This is a genomic window from Empedobacter sp. R750, from assembly GCF_030324345.1.
GTDB lineage: Bacteria > Bacteroidota > Bacteroidia > Flavobacteriales > Weeksellaceae > Empedobacter > Empedobacter falsenii_C.
In genome coordinates, this window is the sequence record NZ_JACAGF010000020.1 from 1 (window position 1) to 18710 (window position 18710).

At 30.4% G+C, this 18710-nt stretch carries 22 protein-coding genes; 8 read left to right on the forward strand and 14 right to left on the reverse strand.

The window, feature by feature from the left end:
• Positions 1-138 precede the first annotated feature (138 nt).
• From HXZ74_RS15310 to HXZ74_RS15340, 7 genes are all read right to left on the reverse strand, one after another.
• Entirely contained in the window at positions 139-624 is a 486-nt protein-coding gene (locus tag HXZ74_RS15310; protein ID WP_038331192.1) for a hypothetical protein, read from the reverse strand.
• A 451-nt stretch (positions 625-1075) separates the two neighbouring features.
• Entirely contained in the window at positions 1076-1558 is a 483-nt protein-coding gene (locus HXZ74_RS15315) for a hypothetical protein (protein WP_147280010.1), read from the reverse strand.
• A gap of 311 nt (positions 1559-1869) precedes the next feature.
• Positions 1870-2493: an HD domain-containing protein gene (locus HXZ74_RS15320; protein WP_286476207.1), complete on the reverse strand. Its 624-nt coding sequence runs from the start codon at positions 2491-2493 to the stop codon at positions 1870-1872.
• 414 nt (positions 2494-2907) lie between these two features.
• Positions 2908-3627 (reverse strand): hypothetical protein, encoded by a 720-nt coding sequence (locus HXZ74_RS15325; RefSeq protein ID WP_286476210.1) that lies wholly within the window; start codon positions 3625-3627, stop codon positions 2908-2910.
• A 46-nt stretch (positions 3628-3673) separates the two neighbouring features.
• Positions 3674-4645 carry a peptide-methionine (S)-S-oxide reductase MsrA gene (msrA, locus tag HXZ74_RS15330; protein ID WP_069797541.1) on the reverse strand — a complete coding sequence of 324 codons (972 nt, stop codon included), beginning with the start codon at positions 4643-4645 and terminating at the stop codon, positions 3674-3676.
• Between the two features lie 7 nt (positions 4646-4652).
• Positions 4653-5147: a peroxiredoxin family protein gene (locus HXZ74_RS15335; protein ID WP_286476212.1), complete on the reverse strand. Its 495-nt coding sequence runs from the start codon at positions 5145-5147 to the stop codon at positions 4653-4655.
• A complete protein-coding gene (locus HXZ74_RS15340; protein WP_286476214.1) occupies positions 5144-5338 on the reverse strand; it encodes a hypothetical protein in 195 nt (64 codons plus the stop codon). The genes HXZ74_RS15335 and HXZ74_RS15340 overlap by 4 nt, the downstream gene beginning before the upstream one ends.
• Before the next feature lie 1149 nt (positions 5339-6487).
• Here HXZ74_RS15340 and HXZ74_RS15345 point away from each other — a divergent pair.
• The 5 genes from HXZ74_RS15345 to HXZ74_RS15365 are packed head-to-tail and all read left to right on the forward strand — an operon-like array spanning position 6488 to position 11383.
• Positions 6488-6895: a DUF6146 family protein gene (locus tag HXZ74_RS15345; RefSeq protein WP_286476216.1), complete on the forward strand. Its 408-nt coding sequence runs from the start codon at positions 6488-6490 to the stop codon at positions 6893-6895.
• A 33-nt stretch (positions 6896-6928) separates the two neighbouring features.
• On the forward strand, positions 6929-7327 hold the full coding sequence (locus tag HXZ74_RS15350) for a hypothetical protein (protein ID WP_286476218.1): 399 nt from the start codon (positions 6929-6931) through the stop codon (positions 7325-7327).
• A gap of 26 nt (positions 7328-7353) precedes the next feature.
• Positions 7354-8454: a peptide chain release factor 2 gene (gene prfB, locus HXZ74_RS15355; protein ID WP_115000922.1), complete on the forward strand. Its 1101-nt coding sequence runs from the start codon at positions 7354-7356 to the stop codon at positions 8452-8454.
• 20 nt (positions 8455-8474) lie between these two features.
• A complete protein-coding gene (gene trkA / locus HXZ74_RS15360) occupies positions 8475-9842 on the forward strand; it encodes a Trk system potassium transporter TrkA (protein WP_115000923.1) in 1368 nt (455 codons plus the stop codon).
• Positions 9842-11383: a TrkH family potassium uptake protein gene (locus HXZ74_RS15365; RefSeq protein ID WP_280046507.1), complete on the forward strand. Its 1542-nt coding sequence runs from the start codon at positions 9842-9844 to the stop codon at positions 11381-11383. The genes trkA and HXZ74_RS15365 overlap by 1 nt, the downstream gene beginning before the upstream one ends.
• Here the strand turns inward: HXZ74_RS15365 and HXZ74_RS15370 are convergent.
• Both HXZ74_RS15370 and HXZ74_RS15375 read right to left on the reverse strand, forming a co-directional pair.
• Positions 11380-12354, reverse strand: coding sequence for a glycosyltransferase family protein (locus HXZ74_RS15370; protein WP_286476220.1), 975 nt, complete (start codon positions 12352-12354; stop codon positions 11380-11382). The genes HXZ74_RS15365 and HXZ74_RS15370 overlap by 4 nt on opposite strands.
• A complete protein-coding gene (locus tag HXZ74_RS15375; protein ID WP_125350430.1) occupies positions 12355-13179 on the reverse strand; it encodes a UDP-2,3-diacylglucosamine diphosphatase in 825 nt (274 codons plus the stop codon).
• Between the two features lie 92 nt (positions 13180-13271).
• Here HXZ74_RS15375 and HXZ74_RS15380 point away from each other — a divergent pair, with 92 nt between their 5' ends.
• Positions 13272-13484 carry a hypothetical protein gene (locus HXZ74_RS15380; protein ID WP_115000930.1) on the forward strand — a complete coding sequence of 71 codons (213 nt, stop codon included), beginning with the start codon at positions 13272-13274 and terminating at the stop codon, positions 13482-13484.
• A gap of 58 nt (positions 13485-13542) precedes the next feature.
• Here HXZ74_RS15380 and HXZ74_RS15385 read toward each other — a convergent pair whose 3' ends face one another.
• Positions 13543-14358, reverse strand: coding sequence for a T9SS type A sorting domain-containing protein (locus HXZ74_RS15385; protein WP_180906651.1), 816 nt, complete (start codon positions 14356-14358; stop codon positions 13543-13545).
• Between the two features lie 135 nt (positions 14359-14493).
• Entirely contained in the window at positions 14494-15885 is a 1392-nt protein-coding gene (lpdA, locus tag HXZ74_RS15390; RefSeq protein ID WP_038335929.1) for a dihydrolipoyl dehydrogenase, read from the reverse strand.
• 90 nt (positions 15886-15975) lie between these two features.
• Here lpdA and HXZ74_RS15395 point away from each other — a divergent pair, with 90 nt between their 5' ends.
• A complete protein-coding gene (locus HXZ74_RS15395) occupies positions 15976-16323 on the forward strand; it encodes a hypothetical protein (protein ID WP_038335851.1) in 348 nt (115 codons plus the stop codon).
• A gap of 28 nt (positions 16324-16351) precedes the next feature.
• On the opposite strand, the gene HXZ74_RS15400 is transcribed toward HXZ74_RS15395, so the two are convergent.
• Positions 16352-16549 carry a hypothetical protein gene (locus HXZ74_RS15400; protein WP_038335852.1) on the reverse strand — a complete coding sequence of 66 codons (198 nt, stop codon included), beginning with the start codon at positions 16547-16549 and terminating at the stop codon, positions 16352-16354.
• A gap of 107 nt (positions 16550-16656) precedes the next feature.
• Between HXZ74_RS15400 and HXZ74_RS15405 the strand changes: the two genes are divergently transcribed.
• Positions 16657-17271 (forward strand): alpha-ketoglutarate-dependent dioxygenase AlkB family protein, encoded by a 615-nt coding sequence (locus HXZ74_RS15405; RefSeq protein ID WP_280061183.1) that lies wholly within the window; start codon positions 16657-16659, stop codon positions 17269-17271.
• Here the strand turns inward: HXZ74_RS15405 and HXZ74_RS15410 are convergent, their stop codons facing one another.
• Together HXZ74_RS15410 and HXZ74_RS15415 are read right to left on the reverse strand one after the other, a co-directional pair.
• Positions 17272-17808, reverse strand: a complete 537-nt coding sequence (locus tag HXZ74_RS15410) for a hypothetical protein (protein WP_038335856.1) — start codon at positions 17806-17808, stop codon at positions 17272-17274.
• 103 nt (positions 17809-17911) lie between these two features.
• Entirely contained in the window at positions 17912-18658 is a 747-nt protein-coding gene (locus HXZ74_RS15415) for a M15 family metallopeptidase (protein ID WP_236688214.1), read from the reverse strand.
• Positions 18659-18710: the final 52 nt, after the last annotated feature.

The following is an 18710-nucleotide window of genomic DNA, read 5'->3' on the forward strand; positions in this document are numbered from 1 at the left end:
CTAGTTCACCTCATTTCCTTTGGTTCTTCAGTTATATCTAATTTAATACTACTTATTTAAAGTTGCTAATCTAATAGTTTATCGAAGTATAATTACTTATTTTATAGAACATTATATTTATGTAAAATATATAAGACATTATCCAAACCTTCGATAAATCTGATAAACGATATAGCCTAAAATTATAATTCTCAAAATTATACTAAAAAGTGAATTTTTTACATTTCCTTTTTCAAGTTTTAGAGGTAACGCATCCTGATTTATCCATTCCGGGTTAATTTGCATTCCAAATTGATAGTTTTTATTGTCTTTTGTTTCAATCGTCAAAACTTGACCATTTCCAAATAAAGAACTTATTTTAGTAAGTTTAGCAGTACTAATAATATCAAGAGGTACAATCCATTTACCACAAATAATATTCTTGTTTGTCAACATTAACACAGCTCTTTGAGATGTCACCCAATTAATTCCACGAGTTATTTCCTGACTTTCATTAGTTATTATGCCTTTACTAGCATCAGCAGCTAAAACTTTTTCATCTGCATTTTTAAGTTCAAAATTTCTTCTTTTTCGGTTTGTACCATAAATAATATCTACAAATCCTTTTAATATTTTATCAAACATTTTTGACTGTTCTCTTTTAAAAATTAAAACTAATTTGTTTTAAGAAACTTAAAAAAAATTAGTTCATTCAACAACAACTAATATACATAAATTAAAACACTCACAATAAGCTATAAAAAAAGCTCATAATCAAGAGTTTTTGGGTTATTCTTTTTAAAAATAGTTTTTTAACAATTTTTAAAAAATTATAATAGCAGTTTTATTAATAATTATCAGCTAGAAAATAAATGTTAGACTTATTCTTTATACATTCTTCACAAAACTTAATCAAATATTCATATTCTTTTCTTACTAAGTTTAATTCTTCATTTTTTTTTATCAATCGTAGTTAAATGATTTAAAAACTCATGTATATTTTCAATTAAAACTTCAGAATATACTGCCCATTCCTCATTTTCTCCAACATAATCCCTATCAAAGTATTTATATAGTAAACTATTTGTATACATTTTTATTCTTCTGATATTCTTAACTCCCAATCGTTCTTATTTACAAAATTTAAGAAAATGATTAAATCATTTATACAATTACTATCCCAAATATCTTCTTTTAATGCTTTTTTTTGATTGTCGTTAATTATTGGAATTATTTCTAATAACCATTTAAGTTCGGTTTCTAAAATTACATCTTCTATAAAGTCTACACCCCACCAGCCTTTACATTCATACCAATTTTTGATAAATTTTGGTAATTCCTGATAGTTATTTTGATTACCAATCAGTTTCCTTATCAATGTGTCAAAATACCCTTCCCAAAGGCTAAAAAAATATATATTGTTTTCTCCTTGATTTAATTGTACTTCGTAAAATTGATTTTTTGTAAGTTCTTTTATATTTCGTTTAAATTCAATGTCTTTTGAATTTGTGTAAAACCGTATTTCTTTTTCTCCTAAAAAGTCTGAGTAATAATCCAATTTTAAAAAATCAATTTCCATTAGTTACTTAATTTTTATTTACATTTAGTATTTACTTGGTATAACAAGCAACCATTTTATAAATTTTATTTTCTGAAAAATATTTTAAATCATATTCATCATTCAATAAATCAATAACTTTTCCCCAATCATTCAAAGATGTTTCTTGTATATAAATATCACTTAAAGGATCATCTGGTCTAAAAATCCAGCTAATATTGTCCCTTATAATTCATATTTTATTTTTATGGTTTATTTTATAAACTGATGCATTCTGTAAAAGTAAATTATATTTCACTTCGTATTTTATCAATACAATGTTAGCTGTAGTATCATAGTAACTCTATTTCTTTCGAAATATTTTCGCGTGCTTGTTTTTCATATTTATCTTTAAAATATTCGGTTTTGTATATTCTATCGAACGTTAGAAAATGTTTCAGAACTTTTTTTCTACCTGAATTATATATAAAATCTGGATATATGGAATATTCTTTTCTTATTTGCTTTATATAAAGTTCATATTCATTCCAACTTTTACCTAAAATTGAAAGATCTGAATCTAATAAATAATTTGTGTCTTTTTGATTGGATAATTGATGAGATTTGGTTGCTAAAATTTGATTATATACCTTATCAATTGATACATCGTTATAATTTAATTTCCTCAATTTACTCTTTGCGTATTCAGCACTTTTCTCTTCGTTATCTTTCGACGTACTCTTATAAATAAAATCATGATAGAATATAGAAAATAGAACAGAATCAAAATCTTCAATATCGTTTTGTACACTGCTTAATTCCATTATCATATTTTCTAAATGAATCAAATTATGGTAATGTCTACTTCTATGAGAATATGATTTTTCAATCTCATTCCAATATCCTCTAAAAATCTTTTCATTACTTGAATATTTAGAGCATAGATCTATGAAGATTTCCTTTATAGTTTCTTTCATTATTTATGGGAAAAATTGGTTTTTCATATTACATCTAACATTATTTTATACGAAATTGAATATACAAAAATTTAATAAATAAACACAATCAATACCCATTATTGTAAAACTACAATTCTACAAATTCTCTCCCACTTTCCTCTGTGTTTTCTTCGACCGTTCTTCGACGAGAATGCCGTTTTTCCGAAGGTTCGTCAAAAAAAAAAATTATCTATGAGATTCCATAAACCAAAAAGCTCCTGTGAAGGAGCTTTTTTTTGGAATTTAAAATACTATTTAAATATTTCTTTAAATTCATCTAAATATGACAACTTTTCGTATCCAAGATATTTTATTTTTTTATTGATTTCACTTTTTACTTCAAAATAGTTTTTGTGATAGAATTGTGATATTTTAATAGTTTTATCTTCATTTTTATATAAATAGAGATTCTAAAAGTTTAATTTTATCAAATATAATAGGAGGATAATATGAATGTGCATCTGCACAAATAGTGCATTTTCCAGTTTTAATATTAATATCGTCATCAAGGTCTTGATAAGGAAAAATATTGAATAATAATTCGTGTTGCAAAAGATTTCTATAAAATAAAATATGTTGTGATTTTGAAGAAATAGTATCAATGCGATTGAATAATTCTTCTGCACTTTTCAAAATACTTAATAATTCTCTTACTCCATCATACATAAGTACATCATCTGTATTATGAATATCTACTTTCATTTGTTCCAAATCATTTAAGAAACATTTTATGGCTCTTTTTCCATACAACAGTTGTTTTCCATTTGCATCAGAAAACTCATAACTGAAATTTTTTATTGTTTCTTGAAAGAAAGAATAAAAAGTCCGTATTTGTTCTGTTTTGTGTTGTTGTTCTTCCTTTATATTGTCTTTTTCTATTTGATTTTGCACTATGCCATTTGCTGAAAGTTGAGCTTTTAACGCTAAATATAGAAGTATAGAGCCAATGAGTTGAGAAATAGGATTTGTTATACCGCCAATCGCATCGCCAACAACGCCAAAATTACCAATGCCTGTTTTATTGAGCAATGGAAGTAGTAATGGAAATAAAAATGTTAATAAAATACCAAAAAGCAAGAGCCATTTTGCATTTTTATCAAGACTATTTTTCATTCTTTATTTTTTAAATTGCTTCATTAAAAATTTATGTCTTCGTCCATTATTTCTTTAGTTTATCCTGATAAAGCGATTTTAATTTTGCTAATTTTGGATTTATTACTGCCATACAATAACCAGTTTCGCTATTGCGATTGTAATAGTCTTGGTGATTGGCTTCTGCCTTATGGAAATGTTCAAACATTTTCACTTCTGTTACTATCATATCATCGTAGGCAGATTGAACATCTTCAATGACCTTTAATGCTTGCATTTTTTCATCGTCTGTTCTGTAAAAAATAATGCTACGATATTGTGTTCCTCTATCAGCACCTTGTTTATTTATAGTCGTAGGATTGTGAGTAGTTAAATGGATTTTCACTAAATCTTCAAAGCTAATTTCAGAAGGTAAATAAGTAATTTCAATTACTTCAGCGTGACCAGTAGTTCCAGAACAGACTTCTCTATATGTAGGATTTATAATTTCACCACCACTATAACCACTCTCTACATTTACAACTCCTTTTAATTGCTGAAACATAGCTTCTGTGCACCAAAAACAACCACCACCAAATGTAACTTTTTTCTCATCAGATTTTACTTTTTTCAGAGCAACAGCATTTATGCAAAATCTCAATCCACTTGGCATAGGACCATCTTGAAACACGTGACCTAAATGAGCATCACAAGTGCTACAAGTTGTCTCTATTCGATACATACCAAACGTAACATCTTTGATATAATTGATTGTATTCTCTTTTATCGGCTGTGTAAAACTAGGCCACCCAGTTCCACTTTGAAATTTTTCTTCGCTGTCAAAAAGTACAGTGTTACAACAAACACAGGCATATTTGCCGGGTTCAAACAAATTGCACATTTCGGAGCTATGAGCTCTTTCTGTTCCTTTTTTACGAGTTACGTAAAATTGTTCTTCGGTAAGAAGTGATTTCCATTCCTCTTCCGATTTTTCTATTCTTTGGTCTGGGTTAAGATTGCCATTATTGGCTAATCTTATTACATCTATCCATTTTTGCATATAAAATTTATTTAATTGTTTGTAAAAATACAATTGCTTTTTCGGTATTCAAATGAAAATCATTGAATACTACTTTTCCTTCTTGGTTTATAAAAATAAACCAAGGAGTTCCTCCTGTTCTATAATGATACATTACTGTTGAAATATTTTGCGTGCTTTCATCTCCTTCATCTTGTCCAAAAGGAATTTCCAACTTATACTGCTTTTGTGTTTCTTTTAGCTTTTCAAAAGTATTTTGATTTTTACCTTCAAACACTGATTGAATAGCAAAGAATTTAATAGCTTGGTTGTTTTTTAATGCAGTGACCATTTGTTGTAACGAAGGCAAGCCTATTTTATGACAGCCAGGACACCAACTTTGAAAACAATACAAAACAATAAACTTTCCTTTAAAATTAGATAATTGTATAGGTTCAGTATCTTTTCCATTTGCATCAATCCATTTAAATTTTTCCAGTTCTGGGGCATCAAATCCCTCTATACCATATTTTTTATTATTCATTTACCATTTTTATTTATAAGTAATTTAAACACAGATTTCGCAAATCTAACATATTCATTTGCTTTTAAGTCAAATACTACCCATTTGTAAATGTTTCCATATGGACACAATGGAGCATTTGTTTCGCTTCCACTACGTAATTCGTATCTATTTGGATCTATATCATATTCTACTTTTCTTATCCTTTTCAATTCAGGTTTCATTGTTCCTTGTTTTGGCTTGGCATTGCCACTAACGGTCGGGTGTATGAGCAGTAGCCTTGCACGAACTTAAATAAATGAACAAGACTTTAAATTAATAACCGAGCAATAGTTAAAAGGCTGACATGCTATTGCTTATACACATTGTTAGCCACTGTTTTTATTATGATGACCATAAACTTGAACATAAAAGCAAACGTGAATAACCTATCACTTTCACAGATTTATGAATTGCTGCAAAAATATAGCCTTGAAAAAGTGGAAGACCAAAAGATTTACGAGTTTAATGGATACAGATTCAAAATAGAAACTGAAATAAATATGTCTATTAACTATGTGATTACTGAGCTTCCTTAAATGGTGGCTAACATAATTTTTTACGAAACTACTATAGCTTTAGTTTCGTAAAAAAACACCTATATCTGCATTTCGTAAAATTAAATATAATTATATTTATGCAAATAAGATACTTAAAAAATATAATATTCATATATCGTGAAGTAATTTTTTATAGAATATAATAATGAATGTATGGATAGCGAAACAATACTATAAACTCGTATTGTAGTTACACTCAAGCTTTCTTAGAATAGATGAAAAAATATTAATAGATAAAATGAAATTCCAATTTCAGAAATCGAATTATTTATTAATACAAATACAATCTCCAAAAACAGAAACTCCCATTTTTCCACCTTTTATCGAAGAAGCATCGAAGAACAGATATTGAACTATCGAAGAAGCATCGAAGAACTATTTACACAAAACACACAAGTTACTATATATCAATAACTAAAAATTATATAAAATAGTAAAACAGGGATATAAAAAGACAAAAACAGACAAATAGAGACAATCAAATTTCAATGTATTTTATATAGAAAATATACATCCAAATACCTTATACCACCCCAAACAAAAGAAGCTCATAATCAATTATTTATACAACTATAAACTTTTATCAAAAGAATTAAAAAAAAACTAAATTTTATCTATCGCCAAAAAAAGAATTTAAAAATATCTCTTCAAACCAAAAATTTCAAACAATAATTAACATGTTCAAAATATAAAACTCATGAATAAACTAAATAGAATTAAGCTTCTCATTAATTTTCAGTATATTTAATTAAATTAAAGATTATGAAAAAGCTATTTTTATTTATCAGCGTTTCTCTCCTATTTTTTGCTTGTACAACCAATCAATCTACACAAAATTCAGTTCCGAATAAAGATGAGAATTCATTAAAATTCGAGCCGAATGAAGATGGTGATTATGATATTGTTGTATTTGATCCTCAATATGATATTTATTTAAAAACAACTGCATTACCCAAAGAATATTATTCGAAAGAATATTACGAACAAAAAAATCGCCAATATGTGATGATTTGGAATCAACGACATATGCAACCGATGACATATAATCCTGATTTGTATGCGGTGAGTATAGATTTAGATCCTTCTATTGACTATGGTTACGATTTTGAATACAAATTATTTAACTTTTTTCGATTCATTGAAACAAAATATCGTGTCAGAATTAGATAATATCGTTTATTTTTGCAAGCTAATTTTAGAAAGATGAACGATTTTTCAACCCATATATACAATCAATTAGTTGAAGCTTTGCCAGATTTGGCTGGTTTACATACAAAAAATACCGAATTATTAGAATTTCATATCGAAAATGAATACAAATCGACTTTTGGTGATCTTTATATTCAGACTTCGGATGATGATAAAATGTGGATCAAATCTTCTTTTCCTTTTACAACCTATGAAGTAGATGGCGTAGAAGAACTTGTTTATATTTTGGAAGGTTTGTTGTTTAACCAATTATTCTGGGTAATTAGTTATGATGATGGCGATTGGGACGACACTTTTTTGATGCTAAAAGACCAAGAAATTAAAACGGAAGAAGGTTTTACTTATAAAATTCTTTCTTGGAACGGAAAAGATGATAAAGTGATTAATGCTTAACCTCCTATTTTTATACATTTGCAATTATGTTTAACAACGAATTACTAAAAGACATCCAAAAACGTACACAAGATTTGCACGAATATTTGGAAATCGAACAAAAAGAAATCGAAGTTCAAAATGAAGAAGAACACGCTGCTTCTCCTGAATTTTGGAACAATCCGAAAGAAGCCGAAGCTTTTATGAAAGTTCTGCGTGGTAAAAAGAAATGGATCGATGAATACCAAACAATTGCAAATGCTGTAAACGATGTTGAAGTTTTAGTAGAATTTAATCGCGAAGGCGAAGTAAGTGACGAAGAAGTAATGGAACAATATACTGTTGTTGCTAAGCTTTTAGAAGATATAGAATTCAAGAATATGCTTTCAGAAGAAGGAGATAATCTTGGTGCAATTCTTCAAATTACTGCCGGAGCTGGAGGTACAGAATCTTGTGACTGGGCTTCTATGTTGATGCGTATGTATTTGATGTGGGCCGAAAAACATGGGTATAAAGTAAAAGAATTAAACTATCAAGCGGGTGATGTCGCAGGTGTAAAAACGGTAACATTAGAGGTTGATGGCGAATTTGCTTTCGGTTATCTAAAAGGAGAAAATGGTGTGCATCGTTTGGTGCGTATTTCGCCTTTTGATAGTAATGCAAAACGTCATACAAGTTTCGTTTCGGTTTATGTTTCACCAATTGTAGATGATACAATCGAGATTGAAATCAATCCTGCAGATATCGAATTGCAAACTTCTCGTTCTGGAGGAGCTGGAGGACAAAATGTAAATAAGGTTGAAACGAAAGTTCAGTTAACGCACAAACCTACAGGAATTGTGGTTGTTTGTCAGGTTGAACGTTCTCAGTTAGCCAATCGCGAACGTGCAATGGAGATGTTAAAATCTGAATTGTACAAGATTGAGTTAGAGAAAAAAATGGCTGCACGTAATGAGATTGAAGCAAATAAGATGAAAATCGAATGGGGTTCTCAAATTCGTAATTATGTGATGCATCCATACAAATTGGTAAAAGACGTCAGAACAGGAACTGAAACAGGTAATGTGGATGCTGTAATGAACGGTGATATAGACGAATTCTTGAAATCGTTCCTAATGTTAATGGGACAAAAAGAAACGTCAAAATAGTTTTATCCTAAATTTCTTTCATGAAAATATTAATCGGAGGCGCTGGAGAAGTTGGTTTTCATTTGGCTAAATTGCTTTCTAATGAAATGAATGACATCGTCATCATGGACATGGACAAGGACAAATTGTTGATGATCGAAAACTCGTTAGATGTAATGGCTTATCGTGGTGATATAACTTCTTTCAAGGCTTTGCGCGAAGTTGGAATTGATGATACAGATATTTTTATATCGGTCACTCATCTTCAAAACACAAACCTTACTAGTGCTTCGATTGCGAAAGATTTAGGGGCAAAACGTACATTAGCTCGAATTTCGAATCCTGAATTTCTTTACAAAGAAAATCAATTTTGGGTGCAAGGAATGGGAATTGATGCATTAATTAGCCCTGAGAAATTAGCGGCTGATGAGATTTATTCACTTGTTCAACAATCTGCTTTCAATGCGATGCATCCCTTTGCAAATGGTCAACTTTTTATGGTTGGAACTGTTTTGGATGCGGATTGCAAGATTTTGGACAAGCAATACAAAGACATGTATTTGACGACAAAAGGTGGTGAAGACAATCTTTTGATGCCAATTGCAATTATCCGTAGCAACGAACGCGGCGAATATCAAACCATTATTCCTGAAGCTGATACTGAATTTAGAATAGACGATCACGTTTATTTTATTGTAAAAAAAGCTGGAATTTTAGAAGTTTATAAAATCCTAGGAAAAAAACAAGAGTATTTCAAAAATGTAATTGTTTTGGGAGGAGGAAGTATTGGTGTCAAAGTTGCCAAACTTTTAAAAGATAACAAGCACAACGTTAAGTTATTAGAAATCAATCGAAACAAAGCTTTTGATTTAGCTGATGATTTAAATAACATTTTGATTATCAATGGTGATGGTCGAGATGGAGAATTGTTATTGGAAGAAGGTATTTCTGATTCAGATGCTTTTATTGCTGTGACAGGAAGTTCGGAAACGAATATTATGTCGTGTCTTTTAGCAAAATCAAAAGGTGTTAAAAAAACAATTGCTTTGGTCGAAAATATCGACTATATTCATCTTAGTCAAGAAGTTGGAATTAACGCTTTTATCAATAAAAAACTCTTAACCGCAGATAGTATTTTCCGTTATATTCGACAAGGTTCTGTGATGGATGTAACAGGAATTTCTGATTTAGATGCCGAAGTTTTAGAATTCCGTATTCACGAAAATTCTGAAATCGCATTCAAAAAAGTAAGCGATTTTCCATTTAAAGAAGGTGCTATTATTGCTGGAATTGTTCGTAGAAATGATGGATTTATTCCAACCAAAGATTTCATTATCGAACCAAAAGATCATGTTGTTGTTTTTAGTCAAGCGAATTTAATTCCAAAAGTGACCAAATATTTTAAATAATGAAATCACTTAACATCAAAGTAATCCTGAATCTTTCGGGTGTTTTATTACTATTAAATGCGCTCTTTATGTTTATTGCAACATGTGTCAGCATTTATTTTAATGATCATCTACTCTACCCTTTTTTAGTTTCGGGGAGTTTAGTGGGATTGTCGGGAGCTGCAATGATGTATTTTACGCGTGACAGAAGAAAACACATCAACAAACGCGAAGGTTATATCGTGGTTTGTGTCGGATGGCTTTTCTTGATTCTTTCGGGATGTTTGCCATATGTTACGTCGTTAATATTTTTACCAAACGATCATATCATCAATGAGAATTTCAGTTTTGTGAACATTGTTTACGAAACCGTTTCTGGTTATACAGCGACTGGAACATCGATTTATGATGATGTAGAAAGTCTCCCAAAAAGCATATTGTTTTGGCGAAGTACAACCAATTGGATTGGTGGTATGGGAATTATCGTTTTGACGATTGCGATTTTACCGTTTCTTGGAATTGGTGGTCGACAACTTTTTATGGCAGAAGCGCCTGGAATTTATACGGATAAAATTCACCCTCGAATTACAGAAACAGCGAAAAACCTTTGGTTAGTTTATTTAGGATTAACTGCTTTTTTTGCATTGTTGCTTTATTTTGGTGGAATGAATTTATTTGATGCTGCAAACCATTCGATGAGTGTGATTGCAACCGCAGGTTTTTCTACTAAAAATGAAGGTTTGATGTATTGGAATAACAATGTTTTTATTCAATATGTACTAATCGTGATGATGTTTTTGGGCGGAACAAACTTCGCTTTGATTTATTTATTGATTAAAGGACAATTCAAAAAAGTGTGGAAAAATGAGGAATTTCGCTGGTGGGTTGGCTTACTTGCTGTCGTTACATTTATCGTTTTTGTCGTATTATTTTTTAATATTTACCCTAGCTATTCCGTCGAAACTTATTCCTGGTTTAACTTCGAACATTCATTCAGAAGCTCATTATTCCACGTCGTTTCTATCGCATCTACAACCGCTTTGGCAATGGAAGATTACACAAGTTGGTTAACCGTAACCACACTTATTTTCTTCTCTTTGTTCTTCATCGGAGGTTCGGCAGGTTCTACATCTGGAGGAATTACAGTTATCAGACACGTCATTTTATTAAAAAATAGTTGGATCGAATTTAAGCGTATTTTACATCCAAACGCAATTATTCCTGTTCGTTATAACAATCGTTCGCTTAACCAATCTATTGTTTTCCACGTCATGGCATTCTTTGTCATGTTTATGTTTACATGGATTGTGAGTTCTATTTTGTTTGCGCTTTTGAATTATGGTATAACAATGAGTTTCCAAGATATTTTGGCCTCTTTAACATTAACTGCTTCCACTTTAGGAAACGTAGGTCCGGGAATTGGCGAATTTGGTCCGGGTACTTCAATGAATTCTTTAACGGATAGTGCAAAATTATTATGTTGTTTTTTAATGGTTTTGGGACGATTAGAGCTTTATACAATCTTAATTTTATTTACGCCTGCTTTCTGGAAAAATAATTAATGGGATGCTTCTAAAATTACTTTCTGAATGATTTCTTCGGTTTGATCTGGGAAATCTTTCTCAATAATTTTATTCGAATCCACCCAACGTTGCAATTGTGCTACATTCAAATCATATGAATAATCAACGCCAATCATTTTTAAAGCTTCGCAATTACATAATTGTTCGTATTGACCTTTAATCGGAATCACAAAAAGCTTCTTTTTAAGATAAATACTTTCGGCAGGCAATTCGAAACCAGCACCGCACAAAACTCCTTTACAATTTTCTAAAGTTCTAGTAAAAAGACGTTCATCAATTGGATAAATTTGAACATTAAATTGACGCGTAACATCTTTCACAAAAGGTGAAAAAACTTTCCATTTTGAATCTTTAATCAGTGATAATTTCTCCATAATTTCTGTTGGATGAAAACTTGGTAAATACGCCAAATAGTAATCTTCTTGTTTTGGATGCAATGCTCTAATTTTATCTCGAATGATTGGTAAAAAAATAGCATCATTATATTCTTCGAAATGAAAACCGTAATACTTAGAAGTTGGTGCGTAATATTTTAAAATCGTTTCGCCCGTTTTATTTTTCACTGTTGGTGTTTCATCAAATAAAAATGAAGCTTGATGACTCAAACCAACAATATTTATCTTTTTCTTTCGAGCTGCATGTGCCGTAATTGGCTCAAAATCATTAATAATTAAATCATATTTTTCAATTGGAAAATGATTCACTTCATTCCAAAAAGATTTAAAACTATTCTCCTTAAAAATTCGTTTATACGAAACTTTTCCCATCTGATTATAAAATAATGACAATCCTTTATGATGTTTAAATTGAAAATTCTCGAGTTGTAATTGTGAATTAGAGCCACTTACAAAAACATCCAAATCTCCATATTCTTCGAGAATTGGTAACATTTTTTGTGCACGAGCTAAGTGTCCATTTCCCGTTCCTTGTAAAGCATATAAAATTTTCATTTACTTCTTATTGAGAATTGAAACAATCAGTTCATCCAACGAATAATTGAACTCGATTTCTTCTAAATTTTGCATCAAAGTATGTTTATGTTCTTCAAAATAAAACACTGACCAATTTCCGTCTACACATTCTAAAGCAGATAAATTCTCAATCCAATCGCCCGAATTCATATACACACACGATCCTTTATCCGTTTTTACTTTTCTCAATTGTGGCTGATGAATGTGTCCACAAACCACGTAATCATATTCATTTTCGATCGCTAATTCGGCAGCAGTTTGTTCAAAATCATTGATATGCTTCACCGCTTTTTTTACTGAGTTTTTAATCTTTTGAGATAACGAATAACGCTCTCTTCCAAAAAACTCTAAACATTTATTGATAAAATAATTCAACTGAATTAATTTATCATAACCCCAACCACCTAATTTCGCAATCCATTTCGAATGTTGAATCGATGCATCAAACACATCTCCATGAAAAATCCAAGCGACTTTATCATTTTGTTTCAACATATATTTATCCGTTAAAAGAATATTTCCAAAACGCATTGTGGTAAATTTACGTAACAATTCGTCATGATTTCCTGTTATATAAACGATTGGAATTCCTTGTTCTGAAAGATTTAACAAATAACTAATAATTTGAAGATGCGTTTCTGGGAAATAACTTTTCTTAAAATTCCAAATATCCACAATATCACCATTGAGAATAATTTTTTTTGGATTGATTGACTGTAGATAAGCTAACAGCTCTTGTGCTTTGCAACCAAAAGTTCCTAAATGCACATCCGAAATAACAACAACATCAAGATTACGCTTCATTGATTTTTATTTAAATTTCGAAATCAAATATTACTTAAACGTTTTTTTAATCTTATGAAATCTTTATAAATTTGAGTCTAAATTGTAAAGTTATGAGCGAATTGAAATTCAAAACAAATATAAATTGTGACAGCTGTATCAAATCTGTAAAACCTTTTTTGGACGAAGCTGTTGGTGAAGACAATTGGAAAGTTGATACTTCTGATGAACGAAAAGTACTGACTGTGACAACAACCGAAGATGAAGAAGAGGTTGTGGAAGCCGTGACAGATGCAGGTTTTAAGATTCAGAAATTAAAAGAATAAATAAAAGCGATTCAGTAAACTGAATCGCTTTTTTGTTAGATTAAGAATATATTCTTTCTTATTTTTTTACTACTTTTTGAGTAGAAGATTTTCCGTTAGAAGTTGTTTTAACCACATAAGTTCCTTTAACTAATGAAGAAACGTCTACATTTTGAACACCTTTAACTTCGAAAGATTTTACCAATTGTCCGTTAATATTGTAAACTTCTACAATTGTTTTATCTTTTACATTGAAAGAAGCTGTATTTGTCCATAATGTATTAGAAACTGCTTTAGTAGAAGTTAAATCATATACATTCATATTAACATCCCATAATTGAATGTTATCAATATCCAATGCATAAGCAGCATCTTTACCTACTTTTAAAGCAAAAAAGTCTTTTGTTAAATCAGCAACATTTAAATCTTTTTTATCAGATAAATCCAATGTTACCTTTACCCAATTTCCTTTTGTATCAATAACACCTGTATATTGATTACTTGCAGATGAAGAAATTTTTGAATCTGAAGATAAATCTCCTACATTATATGCGTAATATCCTCCATCACTTTTATATACATTTAATGATAAAGTTTTCCCTGATGTTCCTTTAACCCAAAAAGTAATTTCTTTTGGTTGAGTAGAAACAGTACCTCCTAATAATGATGTAAAAACATAATCATTTGCAGTTGGCGTTGTTGTAATATTTAAAGAATTAGATCCATTAACACCTTTACCAACTCCCTGAACAGCATACGATTTAAGACCGAATTTATTAACTCCTGTAGTAAACTTAGCCCAATCTTCAAAATCAGACCCAGGGATTGCGTTTACTTGAGCAAAAGATAATGTTGATAATGCAGCAACTGCTACTAAAGAATAGAATTTTTTCATATTGTATTTTTTTAATTATTTTTATAAAGATAATTAAAAAACTAAATGAAAACATATCTGTTATAAAATTAACGATTTGGTAAAATAAAAAAGCAGCCAAAAGGCTGCTTCAACTATAAATTTTAATTTTATTTCTTAGATATGAATTGCATGTCCATATGCATCTTCTACCGCTTCCATAATAGCTTCTGCCATTGTCGGGTGAGCGTGTACAGATTTCATAATTTCATGAGCTGTAGTCTCTAATTTACGTGCAACAACTGCCTCAGCAATCATTTCAGTTACTCCATCACCAATCATATGACATCCCAACCATTCACCATATTTCGCATCAAAAACAACTTTTACGAATCCATCAGCAGCTCCATTTGCAACAGCTTTTCCGTTTGCAGAGAATGGGAATTTACCAACTTTCACTTCGTAACCTGCTTCTTTAGCTTTTGCTTCTGTAAGCCCAACAGACGCAATTTCTGGTGAACAATATGTACAACCTGGAATATTTCCGTAGTCGATTGGTTCTACTTTTTCACCAGCAATATGCTCAACACATAAAATACCTTGTGCTGATGCTAAGTGTGCTAAATCTGCTCCTTTTACAACATCACCAATTGCGTAATATCCTTTTACAGATGTTTCACAAAAATCATTGATAACAATTTTACCTCTTTCAGTTGCAATACCAACTTCTTCAAGACCAATATTTTCTGTATTTGGAACAACACCAACAGCAGATAAAACAACTTCAGCTTCGATGATCTCTTCACCTTTAGCAGTTTTAATTGTTGCTTTTACTAAATCTCCAGTTGTATCAACTCCTGTAACTTCTGCATTTGTTAAGATATTAATTCCAGATTTTTTAAGAGATAATTGTAATTGTTTCGAAATATCTTCATCTTCAACATTTACAATACGTGGCAAAAACTCTACAATTGTCACTTCTGTTCCTAATGTATTGTAGAAATGAGCAAACTCAACTCCAATCGCACCAGAACCTACAACAATCATTGATTTTGGTTGTTTTTCCATTGCTAATGCACCACGATAACCAATTACTTTTTTACCATCTTGTGGTAATGCAGGTAATTCACGAGAACGTGCACCAGTTGCAATAATTATATTTTCTGAAGATAATTCGCTAACAGAACCATCTGCAGCAGTAACTTTTACTTTTTTTCCTGGTAAAACTTTTGCTTCACCTTGAATCACTTCAATTTTGTTCTTCTTCATCAAGAATTGAACACCTTTACTCATACGATCCGCCACTCCTCTACTACGAGAAACTACATTTCCAAATTCGAATGAAATATCTGAAGGTAAGTTAATTCCAAAATCTTCTGCATGATTTAAGTATTTGAATACTTGAGCAGATTTTAATAATGCTTTTGTAGGAATACATCCCCAGTTAAGGCAGATTCCTCCTAATTCAGCTTTTTCTACGATTGCTACTTTTTTACCTAATTGTGCTGCTCTAATTGCTGCAACGTATCCTCCAGGACCACTTCCAATAACTATAATGTCGTAACTCATTTTTTCCATAATTTGATTGCTAATTTAATAATTATAACCCGAAAAAAAAGGAATTCCTTAAAATAGATTAAAATTTCTTACTTTTGCAATGTGAAAATATTCTTTGAAAATTACGCTGACGACTTACTGGTCGAAACTGAATTACCTTTAGAAGGTAGTTTATCACAAGCTATTGAGATTTTTCATAACCTACCTGATTATGACGGAAGTTATATTGGTTTGATGAATCAAGATGGGAATACTGTTCAGATTTCGAAATATGATCGATTTTTATTTTTAGTAGAAATCCCTGTTTATCAAGAACAAGCTTCATATTCAGTATTATTTACTTATTTTCAAGTAATGCAATTATTAGAAGATTTATACAAAGGATTTGATCCTTACAACATAAAAGGATTGAAGTTTGAACAGTATTTAACAAAAAAAGCAACGAAATAATCGTTGCTTTTTTATTTAATATTATGTATTAATTCGCTAAATCCGTATATTTTTTTCTTGACTTTTTCAAACGAATTAATACATAAATTAAAGAGATTACAGAAATTGTAAACGTAGTATTTAATAATAAATCTGCAGATTCAAATTCTAAAATCTTAGTAAAACCAGCAATCACAACTAAAATAAAACTAAATACATAAATAAAAAATGGGTGTCTAACATTCATTTCTACTATTTTTTAACTTAAACTTAACATTGATAAAAATAAAAATAATTTTATAATTTCCAAATTATTTATCATCAATCAAATAAAATTTAACATAACTTCGCTCTATGGACCTATTCAACGATTTATTTGACGGACAAGAGAATCTACTTCCTAAAGATGGAACGGTAAATTATTTTGGGCAAATTATGAGCGACGAAGAAGCGCATCGTTATTATTCTGTTTTATTAAATGAAATTGAATGGAAGAACGATCAAGCAATTATTTTTGGTAAATTAATCGAAACTAAACGAAAAATTGCTTGGTACGGAGATTTTCCATTTGCTTATACCTATTCCAAAATCACGAAAACAGCTTTACCTTGGACTGATACTTTACTTGAATTAAAAAAATTAGCTGAGGAAAAAACTGGTGAAACTTATAATTCTTGTTTGATAAATTTATATCACGATGGTTCCGAAGGAATGGCTTGGCACAGCGATGGCGAAAAACAATTGAAACGTCATGGCGCAATTGCGTCGCTTAGTTTTGGTGCTGAACGTAAATTTGGTTTTAAACACAAAGAAACCAAAGAAGTAATTTCTTTAAATCTTGCAAGTGGTAGTTTATTGGTAATGAAAAATGAAACGCAGGATTATTGGCTGCATCGCTTACCTCCTACTAAAAAAGTAAATTCGCCACGAATTAATCTAACATTCAGAACAATCGATTTGGAGCAATAATTATTTTTGCTTGGAGATTTCAGCTTTATAAAAAGTCAAACTTTGTTGATTAAATTTATTCAGAAATGCATCATTAAAATCATTCAAAGAAATAACATCCAAATCAATTTTAGTTTTTAACGTCGGTAAAGCAATCACTTTATTTGATGATTTATCCAAACTATTCCATTTCGCAATAAATTCTTTTGTAGCTGTTATAAAAGTTGATTCGCCGTTTTCTTTCGAATAATCATCCGAAACTATTGAACGTTTTATAGCAGATAATTCAATCTTTTTTGTCTGACGATTGTATCGAAAATAAGATGTAAACAAAACATCTCCTATTTTATTGATAATCTTAAAACCTTTCTTTGTTTCCTCAATCTTCGCATTGTGATCCAATTCATGAAAAGCTAAACTACTCTGCTTTTTATATTCAGTATCAGAAAGTAAAAACTCTATTTTGTTCGTTTCAAAATTAATCGAAACCTTGTCAAACTTTCCATCTCCGTCCAAATCTTTCACAATAGATTGTTTTGCAAAAGTCAGTAGACTCATGCTCAAAAACAACGATATGAAAAATATTAACCTCATCAGAAAGTACAATGTTTTAATTTTTATCTAAAGATACCACAAAAAAAGCTCCAAAAAGGAGCTTTAACTATTTAATAACAGGATTTATATCAAGTATATTTTCTTTTCTATATTTTTCGATAAAATCATCTGTAAAATTTTCGCTTCCTAACAATTTATTTTCTTGCAAAACTTTTTTGATATCTAGCTTTTTGTAGGCTTGTAACATCGGTTCAGAAATCGCTTTGTACGTAAAATGCCACGGCTCATACTTGAATCCTTTTCTCGCTGAATTATCCGTGTATACCAAATAAAAACCATATTTCGAAGCGTTTTCATCTAACCAAAGCTTAAACTTATGCATTGATCCTCCTTCATTAAAATGTTTCTCATTCAACGGATCTGCTGGTATTCCACGCGTTCCGTCTATAATATCCAAATCAGTTCCCCAATGATGACGAGAAGTTCCTGGAATAGTAGAATATTCAATAATCTTTTCGATGTTTTCTTTCGCTGCAATTTTCTTCGCCTGATTCGCTTTATACTTGCGCTCCCAAATTCCGTTTTGGTAGGTATAATTTCTATAACTCGAAATCACTTGTATTTTAAAGCCTGCTTTTTGCGCATCAGCTTTCATCAATTCAAATTGTTTTGCAACTTCTGGCAACAATTTATACCCATTCCCCACCATCGTAGGATTTCCTTTACCAATCAATTCAGCGGTTGTAAAAGCAGGTAAAATAGTATCTGTTTCTTCTGGTGTTTGATCGCTGCTACCGAAAGCACAACCAGCATTTAGCATAAAAGCAAGTAAAATTAAATAAGAAAATTTCATAATATTAAATTGAGACATTATGGTAGGTATTAGATTTTGGTTTATTTTTATC

Coding starts and splice junctions, on each gene's coding strand:
- HXZ74_RS15310 (WP_038331192.1), bottom strand. CDS start 624: ATGTTTGATAAAATATTAAAAGGATTTGTAGATATTATTTATGGTACA.
- HXZ74_RS15315 (WP_147280010.1), bottom strand. CDS start 1,558: ATGGAAATTGATTTTTTAAAATTGGATTATTACTCAGACTTTTTAGGA.
- HXZ74_RS15320 (WP_286476207.1), bottom strand. CDS start 2,493: ATGAAAGAAACTATAAAGGAAATCTTCATAGATCTATGCTCTAAATAT.
- HXZ74_RS15325 (WP_286476210.1), bottom strand. CDS start 3,627: ATGAAAAATAGTCTTGATAAAAATGCAAAATGGCTCTTGCTTTTTGGT.
- msrA (WP_069797541.1), bottom strand. CDS start 4,645: ATGCAAAAATGGATAGATGTAATAAGATTAGCCAATAATGGCAATCTT.
- HXZ74_RS15335 (WP_286476212.1), bottom strand. CDS start 5,147: ATGAATAATAAAAAATATGGTATAGAGGGATTTGATGCCCCAGAACTG.
- HXZ74_RS15345 (WP_286476216.1), top strand. CDS start 6,488: ATGAAAAAGCTATTTTTATTTATCAGCGTTTCTCTCCTATTTTTTGCT.
- HXZ74_RS15350 (WP_286476218.1), top strand. CDS start 6,929: ATGAACGATTTTTCAACCCATATATACAATCAATTAGTTGAAGCTTTG.
- prfB (WP_115000922.1), top strand. CDS start 7,354: ATGTTTAACAACGAATTACTAAAAGACATCCAAAAACGTACACAAGAT.
- trkA (WP_115000923.1), top strand. CDS start 8,475: ATGAAAATATTAATCGGAGGCGCTGGAGAAGTTGGTTTTCATTTGGCT.
- HXZ74_RS15365 (WP_280046507.1), top strand. CDS start 9,842: ATGAAATCACTTAACATCAAAGTAATCCTGAATCTTTCGGGTGTTTTA.
- HXZ74_RS15370 (WP_286476220.1), bottom strand. CDS start 12,354: ATGAAAATTTTATATGCTTTACAAGGAACGGGAAATGGACACTTAGCT.
- HXZ74_RS15375 (WP_125350430.1), bottom strand. CDS start 13,179: ATGAAGCGTAATCTTGATGTTGTTGTTATTTCGGATGTGCATTTAGGA.
- HXZ74_RS15380 (WP_115000930.1), top strand. CDS start 13,272: ATGAGCGAATTGAAATTCAAAACAAATATAAATTGTGACAGCTGTATC.
- HXZ74_RS15385 (WP_180906651.1), bottom strand. CDS start 14,358: ATGAAAAAATTCTATTCTTTAGTAGCAGTTGCTGCATTATCAACATTA.
- lpdA (WP_038335929.1), bottom strand. CDS start 15,885: ATGAGTTACGACATTATAGTTATTGGAAGTGGTCCTGGAGGATACGTT.
- HXZ74_RS15400 (WP_038335852.1), bottom strand. CDS start 16,549: ATGAATGTTAGACACCCATTTTTTATTTATGTATTTAGTTTTATTTTA.
- HXZ74_RS15405 (WP_280061183.1), top strand. CDS start 16,657: ATGGACCTATTCAACGATTTATTTGACGGACAAGAGAATCTACTTCCT.
- HXZ74_RS15410 (WP_038335856.1), bottom strand. CDS start 17,808: ATGAGTCTACTGACTTTTGCAAAACAATCTATTGTGAAAGATTTGGAC.
- HXZ74_RS15415 (WP_236688214.1), bottom strand. CDS start 18,658: ATGAAATTTTCTTATTTAATTTTACTTGCTTTTATGCTAAATGCTGGT.